The following is a 12,906-nucleotide window of genomic DNA, read 5'->3' on the forward strand; positions in this document are numbered from 1 at the left end:
ACGCACCCGTGAGCCGCCGACTCGCTCTAATTCTTCCGGCCAGAACGCCCGATTGGTACGTCGCCGCCAAGAAGTAGCCACAGAAGACCGCCACAGAGCGATCAAGTCCACAACTCAACCCTGTGACACAGCGGCGATGGCGGCGCCACCACCGTCCCACACGGGTGTACTCCAAAGAGACGATGAACTGGCGCCTTGGCAAACAAGGGAGGGCTGTGGGGCTGACTTGTCCCTGCGTTGTCCGGTCTGCCAGACGGACGTGAACATCTCCTTGTAAGACTGTCCACCCCGGGGCCGGGAGCGGATGACCGGCGGGGTCGAAGCGGCGGATGCGGGGCCGGCCCGCCGGGCGCCCGGGCGGACATGGCGAGAGCCCCGGACCTCTCTCGAGATCCGGGGCTCTCCCCGTGGCGGTGGCGGTGGGATTTGAACCCACGGTTGGGGGTTACCCAACACAGCATTTCGAGTGCTGCACCTTCGGCCGCTCGGACACGCCACCGCCGATCAGGCTACTGCACGAGGGCCCGCAGAGAAAAATCGGCGCGGGCACACGCTCACTTGTCGTTGCCGGTGAGCTTGCTGGCGGCCTCGTTGGCCTTGTCCTTGAGCTTCTCGGCGCCCTGCTTCAGGCCCGCCGCGCCCTGGTCGGCCTGACCCTCGGCCTGCAGATCACGGTCGCCCGTCGCGGCGCCCGCGGACTCCTTGGCGCGGCCGCCCAGCTCCTCGGCCTTGTTCGAGAACTTGTCTCCCACTCCCATGTGGTACTCCTCTCGATCGCGGCGCCGGGGCCCGGCGCCTCTCGAGATCCACCGTATCCACGCCCGGCCGGGGCCTCCACCGCGTGCGGGTCACGATCGGATCACCGGGCGGGGCGGGCCGGCGTCAGCGTCGGGCGCGGAAGAAGTCCTCGAGAACAGCCGCGCACTCGTCCTCCAGCACGCCGCCGTGCACCTCTGGCCGGTGCACCAGCCGCCGGTCGCGCACGACGTCCCACAGCGAGCCGCAGGCCCCCGTCCGCGGCTCCCACGCCCCGAACACGATCCGGCCCACCCGCGCCGCGACCGCCGCCCCCGCGCACATCGTGCAGGGCTCGAGCGTCACCACGAGGGTGCAGTCGTCCAACCGCCAGCCGTCACCGAGCACCCTCGCGGCCTCGCGCAGCGCGAGCACCTCGGCGTGGGCGAACGGGTCGCCGTCGGTCTCTCGGCGATTGGTGGCGGCGGCCAGCTCGGTGCCGTCCGGGCCGATGACGACCGCGCCGACGGGCACGTCCTCGGGCGGGGTGCCCGCGGCAACGGCCAGCGCGCGGCGCACGAGGGCCTTGTTCGCGCGGTGCACCCTCACGAGTCGGGCAGGTGCCGCTCGATCTCGTCGCCGAACCCCATCCGCTCGGCCACGGACTGCAGCTGCTCGTCGGCGTACAGATCCACCTCGGAGACGATGATCTCCAGCACCCCGGCCGGCAGACCCATGTCCTCGAGGATCGCCATGTCGCCCTCGCCCCAGGGATCGGTGTCCTCGAGCTCCTCGTCGGTCATGTCGGGGACGTCCACGTTGAGCTCGTCGAGCACGTCGGCGGCGAGGTCGTAGTCCAGCGACGCGGTGGCGTCGGAGAGCATGAGCCGCATGCCGGACGGGCCCGGGCGCAGGATCACGAAGAACTCGTGGTCCACGTCCACCAACCCGAACGACGGCCCCTCGGCCCGCAGCGCGCGGACCTGCCGCGCGGCGTCGTCGAGACTCGTCAGCGCGGCGTCGTCCAGGCGCGTGACCTGCCACGATCCGCCGTCCTGCACCACCCCGAGCGCGATGCCGGTCACCGAGTCGTCGTCGGAATCGCGGGCGTGTCGGTCGGAGCTGCTGGCCATGGGCTCAACCGTAGTCTGCTGTGAGAACCTTGTCAGGTGACGGTGACGGCGGACGTGTGCGTGCTCGGGGCGGGTCTGATCGGCGGTTCGCTGATGCGGGCCCTCGGCCCCGAACGGGCCTTCGGATGGAACCGTTCCGCCGCAGGCGCCGAGGCCGCCACCGCCGCGGGTTTCGCCGTCACCACGGACCTGCCCGACACGCTCCGCCGGGCCCGGGAGTCAGATGCCCTCGTCGTCGTCGCCGTCCCCCTCCCCGCCCTCGACGCGGTCCTGGGCGCGGTGGCCGAGCACGCACCGGGCGTCGCCCTCACCGACGTCATCAGCGTCAAGGGGCCCGTCCTGGACGCGGTGCGGCGCCACGGCCTCGGGGCGCGGTTCGTGGGCGGGCACCCCATGGCCGGCACCGCCCACTCCGGCTGGGACGCGGGCGACCCGGACCTGTTCCGCGGCGCCACGTGGCTCGTCGCGGCGGACCCGGGCGCCGACCCCGACACGTGGGCGCGGGTCGCGCGGCTCGCGATGGACAGCGGCGCGCGGATCCTCTCGGCGACGTCGGCCGAACACGACGCGGCGGTCGCCCGGATCTCCCACCTCGGCCACGTCCTGGCGGAGGCGCTCGCGCTGGCCGGCGGGCGGGGCGGGGACCTCGCGCTCGCGCTGGCGGCCGGGTCGTTCCGCGACGGCACCCGCGTGGCGGGGACGGCCCCCGACCTGGTGCGGGCCATCTGCGAGCCCAACCGGGACGCGCTGCTGGACGTGCTGGACGACTGCCTGGCCGACCTGCGGGACGCGCGGGCGTCGCTGGCCGAGCGGGGAACGCTGGGACCGCTCGTCGACGACGGGCACCGCGCGCGGCGCGCCTACGAGGAGGCGCAGGCCGGGGCAGGGGCGGCCGGGGAGCCGGTGGAGGTCACGCCGGGAGCCGCGGGGTGGCTCGAGGAGCTGCGCGCGGCGGGGGCGGCGGGCCGGGAGGTCAGGCCCGGCGGCAGGCCGTTCAGGCCCGGCGACTGAGCCCCGGCACGTCGATGATGACGCCGTCGGCATCAACAGTCGCGCTGGTCGAGGCGGTCGCCGTGAACCCGTGGACCTGCTCGTCGTCGCTCGACATGGTGACCGTGTCCTGGGTGACGTCGAGAGTCATGGAGTCCACCGAGAGCACGCGCTGCTCCTCGGATCCGGGCTGGGCGTGCAGCCCGAGGCGCCGGATCATGACGCTGGCGAAGAACACGCTGTAGGTGACGTCCACGTCGACCACTCCGTCGTCGACCACGCGGGACCGGGTGCCGCTGGGATCGTCGAGAAGCCAGGCGCCCTCGTCGTCGCAGGCCAGGTCTATGGACCGCTCGTACTCCTCGGTGCTCACCGTCAGCCCGACCCGACGCAGGGCCTGATCCGAGCCGATCTCCGCGTCGTATTCGACCGTGAAGGCCACGTGCTCGGGATGCGCAGCGGAGACGATCCGCCCACGGGCACGCGCGGACTCACCCCTGGGGACGACTCTGACCTGCTCGATCACCCTGCCGGTCTCGGAGATCCACGTGTACATGCGGGGAGCTGAGGCGCGCGGCGCTTCGGACGGCGGGGAGGACGACTGAGGAGCGTTCACACCGACCACGGTAGGAAAATCTTCAGTAAAACGCACATCGATCTCCCCCGCCACCTCAGCGTGGACGCAGGTCCACGCGCGCCCGGCGCCAGGGGTAGAGCGTCACATTGCGCGAGCGCGGCCACTCCCGCCCGCTGCCGACCGGCTCCAGTCGGTACCGCTCGAGAAGCTGCCGCAGGATGACCTCGCCCTCCATCATCGCGAACGACGCACCGATGCACCGGCGCGCCCCGCCACCGAACGGCAGCCACTCCGTGGGCGTGGGAACCTCGCCCACAAACCGCCCCGGGTCGAAGTCGCCGGGCGACGGATAGGTCCCCGACGAGCGGTGGGCCAGGACGATCGACGGCGACACGGTCACGCCCCGCGGGTAGGTGCGCCCGCCGATGGTGGCCGGTTCCTGCAGCTCCCGCATGACCATGGGCACGACCGGGTGCAGTCGCAGGACCTCCTTGAGCACGGCGTCGAGGTACTCCGCCCCGTCCCCGGCGATCTCGGCGACGCAGCGTTCCTGGACCCGCGGATGGCGGGCCAGCTCGAGCATCGACCACGCCATGGCCGTGGCCGTGGTCTCGTGCCCGGCCGCGACGAGGGTCATGAGCTGGTCGCGCAGCTCCGCGTCCGAGAGCCCCTGCGCGTCGGTGGCAGAGGCGCGCACCAGCAGCGCCATGAGGTCCCGCCGCTCCTCGAGCGCCGGGTCGCGCCGGGCGGCCTCGATCTCCTCGCCGAGGAACTCGTGGATGGTCTCGAGGTCGCGCACCTCGCGGCTCCACGGCCACAGCCTGCGCAACGGACCGATCCCGAGGCCGATCATCACGACCGGCCCGGCGTCGACCGCCCGGGCGACGATCGGCCGTATCCGGTCCAACCGCGCGGAGTCGGTCACGCCGAACACGACCCGCAGGATCACCTCGAGTGTGAGCTGGTTGAGCAGGACGTGCGCGCGGACCCGGCCCGATCGCGGCCACCGGGACAGCTGCTCGGCGGTCACCTCCTGGACGAGCTCGCGGTAGCCGGCGATCTCGCGCCGCCCGAACGCGGGCGCCAGGAGCCGCCGCGCGCGGGCGTGTTCGTCGCCGTCCTGCAGCAGGAGCGAGTGGTCGCCCAGGAGGGGCCGGAGCAGTTCGTTGCCCTTACCGGCGTGGAAGACCGACGGCGAGCCGGCGAACACGTCCTTGACCTGCGCGGGCTCGGAGACCGCGACGACCTTCCGCCCCCGGGGCATGAGATCGAGCGTGAACGGCACCCCGTACCGGCGGGCCGCCGCCGGGAACACGGCCGCGGGGGCGGCGAGGGCGAGCACCGCCTGCAGGAGACGGGGCGCCCGCGGGCCCGGCGGGAGCCTGTGTGCGGTGTCACTGGTCATGCGTCCACCGTACGAGCCGCCCGGGCCGGCCGTAGCGGGTTCGCTCCACGATCCGCGCGGTCGTGCACCCCTGTGACACCCGCGGGGCGCCGGACGTTCACCGCGATCGTCACCTCGTCGTCGTCGATCGGGTTTAACCTGGGCCGCATGGCCCTGCTCCCGGTGGACACGGACTCGACGCCCGACGACATCGCCGCCCTACTCGCCGTGGACGCCGCGGTCCGCGCGGCGGTCGGATTCGAGCACGATCCGCCCACCGCCACGGCCCTGCACTGGGCCGGCGCGGAGGGGATGTGGATGGCCCTCCTGCGGCCCGGTGACGGGCGCGCCCTCCTCGCCGGCTGGCACCACGAGTTCTCCCTCACCGAGGGCAGCGGGCGCGCCGGTGAGGCCGGCACCGACCTGGTGGGCGACGCACCCGGCTGGTGGCGCCGCGGCGTCGAACACGCGCGGTCACGGGGGGCGTACCTGGGATTCCTGTACGGCTGGGACGGGACGCGCTGGTGGCGACTGGACCAGCCCGTCGACGACGGCTTCGACCCCGAACTGTTCCCCGTGACGCGGGCGGCGCTGCGCGACATCATCGACGACCTCGCCGATTCCACGCTCCTGGACGACCCCGACCCGGACGCCGTAGAGGCCCTCCTCGACGCCGGGGCCGGACTCACCGCCAGGCACCTCGCCGCGGTGCTCCACGCCACCGACGGCTGGCCCGAGGTCGACCTCGAGGCGGGGGTCCGCGCCGCCGACGAGTACCGATCCACGGTCCCCGCCTGACCCCCACGCCCCTGATGACGCGCCGCGTTTCTGTCACCATGGTCCGGTGAGAAGACTCGGCTACGTCGCGGCCAGGCGCCTCGCCCTGGAGACGCTCGGGTGGACGCTCGTCGTGCTCGGGGTCGCCGCGCTGTTCCTGCCCGGCCCCGGACTGCTCATGCTCTTCGCCGGGACCGTCGTGCTCTCTAGGCAGTACGAGTGGTTCGACCGGCGACTCCTCACGGTTAAACGGCTCGCCATGGAGGGCGCCTCCCGCGGGGTCCAGTCGTGGCCCAGGATCGCCGGCTCGGCACTCGGCGTGGCCTGGCTGATCGGGCTGGGGCTCTTCTGGGGCATCGGGTCCGCGGTACCGGGATGGTGGCCGCTCTCACCGGATCTGTGGTTGGTCGGCGGGTGGGGCACCGGCGGCACCCTCATCTTCTCGGGGCTCGTGGCGCTGGCACTGCTCGTCTACGCCTTCCGGCGGTTCCGGGGCAGCCCGTACGACCACGAGGCCGAGGTGGTCCACGACCGTCAGCGTCGCGAGGAACGTCGCCGGGCGCGGGCCGCGCGACGCCACGCCCGCGCCGAGGTCACGCCAGGCTGAACCGTTCCTCGGCGCCGACCGCGACCAGCCGCTCCTCCCCCGCCACGCGGACGCGGACCGGCGTCGCGTCGATCACGCCGTCGCGGTGCCGGATCACCACCTCGTCGCGCGTCACCGTCACAGTGAGCGGGGACCGCAGGTGGATCACCGTGAACGAGACACCGTCGATCGCGCCCGGCAGGTTCGGCTCCAGGTGGAGCATCCCGCCCTCGGCGCGCATGCCGGCGTAGAAGCGCTGCACGAGGTCGACCGTGCCCGCCATGACCCCCATGTGGATGCCCTCCCGGGTGGTGCCGCCCTGGATGTCGCCCACGTCGCTGCGCAGCGCCACCGTGAACCGCTCCCACGAGGAGTCGGGGTCGAAGCGGGCGAGGACTCCGGCGTGGGTGATGTACGACAGGGTCGACCCGTGCGAGGTCCGCTGGTCGTAGTACTCGATCGTGCGGCGGGCGGCATCCTCGGGGAACTCGTAACCGAGCCGGGTGAAGATGCGGCGCAGCTCGTCGTCACCGAACAGGAAGAACAGCATCACCGCGTCGGCCTGCTTGGCCAGCTTGTAGCGGTCCGGTGTGTCGCCCTCGGCCTTGAGGATCCGGTCGAGGCGCTGGATGTCGCCGTACTTCGCGCGGTAGGCGTCCCAGTCCAGTTCCTCGAGGTCGGCGTAGCCCTCGAACTGGCTGATGATCCCGTCGTGGAACGGCACGAACATCCGGCGGCTCATGTCCTTCCATCGCTCGATCTCCTCGTCGCGGAGCTCCAGCCGGGCGCGGACGGCGTCGGCGCGCGGCGACGGCAGCAGGTCGAGCAGGTTCGCGGCGATGTCGCAGATCCACGCCACGAAGACGTTGGTGTAGGCGTTGTTGCGGAGGCCGCCCTCGGCCGCGCCCGGGTACTTCTCGTGGTACTCGTCCGGGCCCATCACGCCGTGGATCTCGTAGCGTTCCCGGTCGGACGAGTAGTGGGCGGCCGACGACCAGAACCGTGCGATGCCGAGCATCAGCTCCGCGCCGTGGGATTCGAGGAACATCGTGTCCTCGGTGGTGACGACGTATTGCCAGACGTTGTAGAAGATCGCGGCGCTGACGTGCCGCTGGTTGTGGGACAGGTCGACGTCCCACTTCCCCGACATCGGGTTGAGGTGGACCTCCTGGGTCTCCTCGGTGCCGAGCGATCCGCTCTGCCAGGGGAACATGAAGCCGGCGCGCCCGGTGGCCCGGGCGGCGGCGCGCGCCTCGGCCAGGCGACGGTAGCGGTACATGAGCAGACTGCGGGTGACACCCGGCAACCGGTGCGTGAGGAACGGCAGGACGAACAGCTCGTCCCAGAACACGTGGCCGCGGTAGGCCTCGCCGTTGATCCCTCGGGCGGGGACGCCGGCGTCGAGATCGGCGGTGTTGGGCGAACACGTCTGCAGGATGTGGCTGATGTGGACGCGCAGGAGATGCTGGGCCTCGTCGTCGCCGAACACCTGCACGTCGCACGCCTGCCAAAGCCGGTCCCACGACTCGCGGTGGTGCGCGAGGGCGGACTCGAACGACCTCGACCTGGCCACCGAGCGGTGCGCCCGCACGAGCGTGTCGCCCGTCGCGGGGTCGCGCGAGGTGAACAGCGCCACCGACTTCTCCACGGTCACCGGCACCCCGCGCTCGAGGTCGAGGTGCAGCGTCTGTTGGACGTGGTCGGGGGTGCGGAAGTCGGTGCGTGGCACCTCGACCGGCCGGCCGGCGGCGAGGACACAGGTCCGGGCGGCGACGCTGACGGTGACCTCGGACTGGCGGGTCCGGGTCTTGAGCGCCATCACTTCCGGTTCCGGGAACTCCGTTCCGACGGGGTGGAGGTGGGTTCCCTCGAGGTCGCGGTAGCGGGGCACGCCGTCGTTGGTGACGCGCCCGTCGATCGCGCTGACGACCTCGGCGGGCCCGGACCAGTTGAGCGGGGTGAGGGTCCACTCGAGGTAGGCGTGGTGCATCGACGCCATGGAGGTGAACCGGCGGCTGACCAGTTCGGTCTCGCGCCCCTCGCGGTCGCGGAAGCGCAGGTGCCGGGTGAGCACCGCGGCGCGGAGGTCGAGCCGGTGCCGGTAGTCGAAGACCTCCACGTCCGCGAGGCGCAGGACCTCCGCGCCGCCGACGCGGAGTTTCAGCGGCAGCCAGTTGGGCAGGTTGACCAGGTCCTCGTTGTGGACCGGGACACCGCCGAGCAGGGTGGTCGCGCGGTTGTAGAGGCCGTGGACGTAGGTGCCGGGGTAATGGACGTCGTCGGCCTCCTCCCACTCGGCCGCGCCGCGGGTGGCCATGTACCCGTTGCCGGTCGAGGTGAGGGTTTCGCGCAGGCCCTCGTCCCGGGGATCGACGCCGTCGTAGGCGAGGGTGAAGGCGGCGTCGGTATCACCGGCGGTGTCCAGGGGACCGGTGTGCGAGATGGTCACACCTGTGACACAACCACACCCGAGTCGTCGGCGGGCCCGGTTGGCGGTCCGGTTCTCGGGATCGTCACCCCGCCGAGACCCGCCGGCTACGCCGATGGGCTATGATCTAGGTCACAGTCGGGACGGTTCGGGCCGCGCCGCGAACCCCCTTGTCGACCGTCTCGTCGGACACGGGAGTGCACCATGACCGTTCAGCTCATCGAGATCACCGAGGACGTCGCCGACCGCATGCAGATCCTCACCACGCCGACGGCCTGTCAGGTGGAGGACGCACGGATGATCATCGTCGATCTGCTCGGCTCGGCGCCCTCGTGGCCACTGGCCGTTCTGGTCGACCAGGTCTGCATGGCGTACGAGTGCCCGGACGGTGAGCGCCTGATGGTCGATCTGCGCGACCGGGAGGGACTGGCGGACGACCTGCTCCGGGACGAGCCGGCGCTCAAGCGTGTGCGGTGGGTGCGCGCCACGCGGATGGCGCTGCGCGAGCTGACCGACGCGGGAGAGGTCGTGTGGAGCCAGCCGTCGGACGATCCCGACGAGGTCGATCACCCGGAGGTACAGGTGCTGATGTCCGGCGCGGAGCCGCGGGCCTTCCACATCTACGTGGGTGAGCCGCTGCCCGACGGGTCGGTCTCCTTGCGGTAGCGCACGGCCACCGCGAGCATCACCGCGCCGACCGCGATGAACGACAGGACGCGGAACAGGCCCGGCAGCGTGGCGAGGTCCAGCAGGAGCAGCTTCGCCAGCGCGAGCGCGCCCAGGACGAACCCGAGCCGGCGGGCGTCGGCGATGCGGGGGCTCGGGGTGAGGACCAGCCACGCCGCGCAGCAGATCCACAGCACGGTCACCACGAGGTGCGCGGCGAGGAACCCGGTGCGCGCCGCGCCGGTGAGGTCGCCGATCGTCACGCCGGCGGCGACGATCATCACCGAGAAGGTGGCCAGGGCGACGACCGCACCGACCATCGTCACGCGCCCGGCCTCGCGGGGCAGTCGGCGCCGCGCCCACCACGTGACGGCGGCCGCCAACGCAGTGACGGCGAGCGCGGAGACGACGTCCCAGTAGCTGAACTCGCGCACCGCGAGCCGTTCGCTGAGCGCGAGGTGCGGTTCGTTGACGCCCAGGTACACGAGCAGGGCGAGTACGGACGCGGCTCCGGCCACCCAGTGCAGCCACCTGCGGCCCCACAGCCCGGCCGCCGCGACGTACGCCAGCGCGCTGAGGGTGAGGGCGAAGCCGGTCATCTCGCGCCCGCCCAGCTCGACCCAGGTGAGCAGGAGTAGCGCGCTGCCGACGATGCCGGTCACCGCGGACAGGTGCGTGGCGTGACGGTCGCGGTCCGTGCCGCCGGCGCGGTCCGTGCCGGCGGTGCGGCCGGCGAGGACGGCGACGACCAGGTAGGCCGCGGCGAGGAGCAGGCCGTAGGGCCAGCCGGGCCGGAGGAGGTATGTGGCGGGCAGGAGGGCGAGGGGCAGTGCGGTGGGGACGACGACGAGGGCCGCGTTCTCGACGGCGGGGCTCCGGCGGAGTGAGTCGTACCAGGCCACCCCTGCTCCGACGGCGGCGAAGACGAGGGCGGTCGCGATGAGCGCCATCTGTTCGCCGCGGGAGTGGAGGGCGGCCTGCGAGAGGTATCCGGCCAGCAGGATGCCGGGGAGGACGGACCACACGACGCGGACGGCCACCCCCAGGTCGGCGGCGAGGGCGGCGGTGGCGATGCCGACGATCGCGACGAAGACCGGCAGTTCGACGTCCGTGGAGATGAACGGCGCGAGCAGCATCGTGCCCGCGGACACGAGGCACGCCAGCAGCCCCGAGGCCCACCGTTGGGCCAGCGCCATGCCGCCGAGGGCGAGTCCGCCGACGAACATGAACGCGGCCGGGACGGGGATCCACAGGTAGAGGGTGGTCGCGGCGATGATGTCGAGCATCGCGGCGGCGAGTCCGGTTCCGACGAGCGCGAGCGCGCCGGGGTTGACCGGGGTCCCGGCCGTCGGCTCGTGGCGCGCCTGAAGTCGTAGGCCTAGCGCGACGAGGACCACCGCGAGCGCGGCGGCGGCGATCACCCGCGCGATCGGCGGGAAGAGGCCGGCCTGGATGGCGACCACCAGCAGGAAGGCGATGCCGGCGAGCATGACCGACCCGCCGATCGCCGCGATGACGGTGGCGGCGGTGATCCGCGGCGCCCGCCGCGGACGCGCCTCGGCCGGCGGCGCCCACGGCTGCGGCGGCTGCGGCAGTTGCGGCAGTTGCGGCAGCTGCGGCAGCGACTGCGGCGGGCCTGTCGGCCGAGGCGGCGGCGCCGGCTGCCATGCGTGCTCGCGCGCCGGCTGCTGCCACGGTCGGCCCGGGCGCACCCCGTGCGCTGGCGGTTCGGGCGCTGGCGGTCCGGGCGGCTGCCAGGGCGACCCGGGCCGGGCCGCCTGCGCGGCCTGAGCGGGACCGGCGTGCCGACCGAGCGCGATCAGCCCGGCCCGGACCTCCGCGACCTCCGCGGTGATGCGCCCGAGGCGGGCGTCGAGGTCGGCGAGGGCGCGCTGCAGGTCAGGCTGCTCGGGGTTCACCTCAGAATCATCTCCCGCCCCGGCCCCGGCGTCCATATGTCAGGCCCGGGCCCGGGCGCTACCGCCGTGCGCGCTGAGCCGCCGGTGCCGGACGCGACCGTAGTACGAGGATCACGCCGACGGCACTGACGGCCATCCCCACCACCGCCGGGAGGGTGATCGGGACACCGAACATGAGCCACACCCAGACCATGGTCGTGGGCGGAGTGAGGTACAGCAGGACGCTGGCCACGGTGGCGCCGCGAGTGCGGGTGACGAAGACGAAGAGGACGTATCCGCACAGCGTGGACAGGAATACCAGCCAGGCCACTGCCGTCCAGAAGTCGGTTTCCGCCTCGGGCGCAGCCTGACCGGTCAGCACCGCTGCGACCATCAGCACCACGCCCGCGACGACGGACTGCATGGTGATGGACTGCAGCAGCGTCTCGGTGGGCCGCAGGCGCTGGGTGAGGACCGTGCCCGTCGCCAGGCTGAGCATGCCCGCGGCCGGGAACAGGTACGCCCACCACGGTGCGGACCCCGCGTCCAGGCCGCCGGAGACGACCACCACGACGCCCGCCAGTCCGAGGGCCATACCGATCCACATGCCGGCCGTCGTGCGTTCGCCGAGCACACGACCGGCGACGGTGGCCACGAGCAGCGGTTGGAGCGCGGCGATGAGGGCCGCGGTGCCGCCGTCGACGCCGCGCGCGACCCCCTCGAAGATCATGAACAGGAACACGGCCTGGCTGAACAGGCCGAGGGCGGCCTGCCGGGTCCACGACGCACGGTCGTCCAGCCGCACCCGCAGCACGAGGCAGACGCTCACCAGCAGAACGCCGAGGATCGAGAACCGCCAGGCCAGCAGCTGCAGCGGTGTGCCGCCGGCGCGGGTGCCGAGCTCCGCGCCGACGTAGCCGGAACTCCACATGAGCACCAGCGCCACCGACGCCAGATGGCCGCCGTTCCGGCGGAGCGCCTGACGCGCGGACTCGGGCATCGTCACACCTTATGAAGCAGCCGCCCTCGCCGTCGTCGACCCGCTTCACACCACCCCCTCACGCGAGGGGGACAGGCCGAGCCGACGCACAGCGATGCCCGCGCGGGGTGTGACACGATCAGCCGGTACTCCTCACGCCGGACAGGGGCCGCGATGCGCACTCGACTCGTCACCACCGTCGGCGCGGGACTGGCGGCGACCGGACTGCTCGTGGCATGCGGCAGTGGCAGCGGCGATTCCCTCCGACCGCCACCGACGCCGGAAGCCACCGTCGAGAGTTCGGTTTCGTCCGACGCCCAGCAGGAGCCGGCCGCCCCGGAGAGCGTGATCGTGTGCCAACCGGGGATGGTCGACACCGCCTCGACCGCCGACGACGTCCCCGCGTGGCCAGGCCCCCCGCCGGCGGAATTCGAGTTGCCGGCACCTACACCTGCCCCGCGCGGCTGCGGAATGCTCACCGGCCCGCAGGCGCGAACCGTCTACGAGGCGGCGCTTGCTCACCCGGCCGCTCTTCTGGAAGAAGGGCACCTCGAAAGCGACGACGACCTGAGCGACACCAGTGATGCGCTGTGGGGGCTCGACGGCATGGTGGTGTGGATCGTCGTCGAGCCACAGTGGTGATTCCGACGGCGGTGACCCGGCCCGGTCACACGCCGGCCGGCCCGTCGAGGTGCTTTTCACGCACGCCGGAAGCGCCGCCGCGGCGTGTCAGGCGGGGCGGGTGTGGGGGCC

General features: G+C 72.5%; 13 protein-coding genes and 1 tRNA gene. 5 read left to right on the top strand and 9 right to left on the bottom strand.

All coding sequences use genetic code 11. From position 1 onward, the window contains the following. Positions 1–408 precede the first annotated feature (408 nt). The 4 genes from DPA01S_RS14755 to DPA01S_RS14770 form a co-directional block, all read right to left on the bottom strand. Positions 409–499, bottom strand: a tRNA-Ser gene (locus DPA01S_RS14755). A 55-nt stretch (positions 500–554) separates the two neighbouring features. Further along, on the bottom strand, positions 555–758 hold the full coding sequence (locus DPA01S_RS14760; RefSeq protein WP_007627815.1) for a CsbD family protein: 204 nt from the start codon (positions 756–758) through the stop codon (positions 555–557). Positions 759–882: 124 nt separating this feature from the next. After that, on the bottom strand, positions 883–1,338 hold the full coding sequence (locus tag DPA01S_RS14765) for a nucleoside deaminase (RefSeq protein ID WP_061229928.1): 456 nt from the start codon (positions 1,336–1,338) through the stop codon (positions 883–885). Positions 1,339–1,340: 2 nt separating this feature from the next. Then, positions 1,341–1,868 (bottom strand): tRNA adenosine deaminase-associated protein, encoded by a 528-nt coding sequence (locus DPA01S_RS14770; protein ID WP_061229927.1) that lies wholly within the window; start codon positions 1,866–1,868, stop codon positions 1,341–1,343. 36 nt (positions 1,869–1,904) lie between these two features. Between DPA01S_RS14770 and DPA01S_RS14775 the strand changes: the two genes are divergently transcribed. Beyond that, positions 1,905–2,879, top strand: coding sequence for a prephenate dehydrogenase (locus tag DPA01S_RS14775; RefSeq protein ID WP_061229926.1), 975 nt, complete (start codon positions 1,905–1,907; stop codon positions 2,877–2,879). Here DPA01S_RS14775 and DPA01S_RS14780 read toward each other — a convergent pair. Beyond that, a complete protein-coding gene (locus tag DPA01S_RS14780; protein ID WP_232303185.1) occupies positions 2,863–3,474 on the bottom strand; it encodes a putative glycolipid-binding domain-containing protein in 612 nt (203 codons plus the stop codon). The genes DPA01S_RS14775 and DPA01S_RS14780 overlap by 17 nt on opposite strands. A 55-nt stretch (positions 3,475–3,529) precedes the next feature. Next, complete coding sequence (locus tag DPA01S_RS14785) at positions 3,530–4,840, bottom strand: cytochrome P450 (RefSeq protein ID WP_061917495.1); 1,311 nt, start codon at positions 4,838–4,840, stop codon at positions 3,530–3,532. A gap of 147 nt (positions 4,841–4,987) precedes the next feature. Here DPA01S_RS14785 and DPA01S_RS14790 point away from each other — a divergent pair, with 147 nt between their 5' ends. Then, positions 4,988–5,617 (top strand): hypothetical protein, encoded by a 630-nt coding sequence (locus DPA01S_RS14790; RefSeq protein ID WP_061917510.1) that lies wholly within the window; start codon positions 4,988–4,990, stop codon positions 5,615–5,617. A gap of 46 nt (positions 5,618–5,663) precedes the next feature. Then, a complete protein-coding gene (locus DPA01S_RS14795; RefSeq protein ID WP_061917498.1) occupies positions 5,664–6,203 on the top strand; it encodes a PGPGW domain-containing protein in 540 nt (179 codons plus the stop codon). On the opposite strand, the gene DPA01S_RS14800 is transcribed toward DPA01S_RS14795, so the two are convergent. Next, positions 6,190–8,631 (bottom strand): glycoside hydrolase family 65 protein, encoded by a 2,442-nt coding sequence (locus DPA01S_RS14800; RefSeq protein ID WP_061917501.1) that lies wholly within the window; start codon positions 8,629–8,631, stop codon positions 6,190–6,192. The two genes, DPA01S_RS14795 and DPA01S_RS14800, sit on opposite strands and share 14 nt — an antisense overlap. Positions 8,632–8,814: 183 nt before the next feature. Between DPA01S_RS14800 and DPA01S_RS14805 the strand changes: the two genes are divergently transcribed. Further along, positions 8,815–9,276 carry a hypothetical protein gene (locus DPA01S_RS14805; RefSeq protein ID WP_061229920.1) on the top strand — a complete coding sequence of 154 codons (462 nt, stop codon included), beginning with the start codon at positions 8,815–8,817 and terminating at the stop codon, positions 9,274–9,276. Here DPA01S_RS14805 and DPA01S_RS14810 read toward each other — a convergent pair. Continuing rightward, positions 9,231–11,195 (bottom strand): DUF2339 domain-containing protein, encoded by a 1,965-nt coding sequence (locus DPA01S_RS14810; protein WP_061917504.1) that lies wholly within the window; start codon positions 11,193–11,195, stop codon positions 9,231–9,233. The genes DPA01S_RS14805 and DPA01S_RS14810 overlap by 46 nt on opposite strands. A gap of 58 nt (positions 11,196–11,253) precedes the next feature. After that, the gene (locus tag DPA01S_RS14815) at positions 11,254–12,174 is read right to left on the bottom strand and encodes a DMT family transporter (RefSeq protein ID WP_061917507.1); all 921 of its coding nucleotides are present in this window, start codon (positions 12,172–12,174) and stop codon (positions 11,254–11,256) included. A gap of 153 nt (positions 12,175–12,327) precedes the next feature. Between DPA01S_RS14815 and DPA01S_RS14820 the strand changes: the two genes are divergently transcribed. Next, a complete protein-coding gene (locus tag DPA01S_RS14820; protein ID WP_061229918.1) occupies positions 12,328–12,795 on the top strand; it encodes a hypothetical protein in 468 nt (155 codons plus the stop codon). Positions 12,796–12,906 lie beyond the last annotated feature (111 nt).

Source organism: Dietzia papillomatosis NBRC 105045 (assembly GCF_001570845.1).
In the GTDB taxonomy this organism is placed as follows: Bacteria; Actinomycetota; Actinomycetes; order Mycobacteriales; family Mycobacteriaceae; genus Dietzia; species Dietzia cinnamea.

What these genes read in the sequence shown, in the direction of transcription:
- DPA01S_RS14760 (WP_007627815.1), bottom strand. Translation starts at nt 758, where the DNA reads ATGGGAGTGGGAGACAAGTTCTCGAACAAGGCCGAGGAGCTGGGCGGC.
- DPA01S_RS14770 (WP_061229927.1), bottom strand. Translation starts at nt 1,868, where the DNA reads ATGGCCAGCAGCTCCGACCGACACGCCCGCGATTCCGACGACGACTCG.
- DPA01S_RS14785 (WP_061917495.1), bottom strand. Translation starts at nt 4,840, where the DNA reads ATGACCAGTGACACCGCACACAGGCTCCCGCCGGGCCCGCGGGCGCCC.
- DPA01S_RS14790 (WP_061917510.1), top strand. Translation starts at nt 4,988, where the DNA reads ATGGCCCTGCTCCCGGTGGACACGGACTCGACGCCCGACGACATCGCC.
- DPA01S_RS14805 (WP_061229920.1), top strand. Translation starts at nt 8,815, where the DNA reads ATGACCGTTCAGCTCATCGAGATCACCGAGGACGTCGCCGACCGCATG.
- DPA01S_RS14815 (WP_061917507.1), bottom strand. Translation starts at nt 12,174, where the DNA reads ATGCCCGAGTCCGCGCGTCAGGCGCTCCGCCGGAACGGCGGCCATCTG.
- DPA01S_RS14820 (WP_061229918.1), top strand. Translation starts at nt 12,328, where the DNA reads ATGCGCACTCGACTCGTCACCACCGTCGGCGCGGGACTGGCGGCGACC.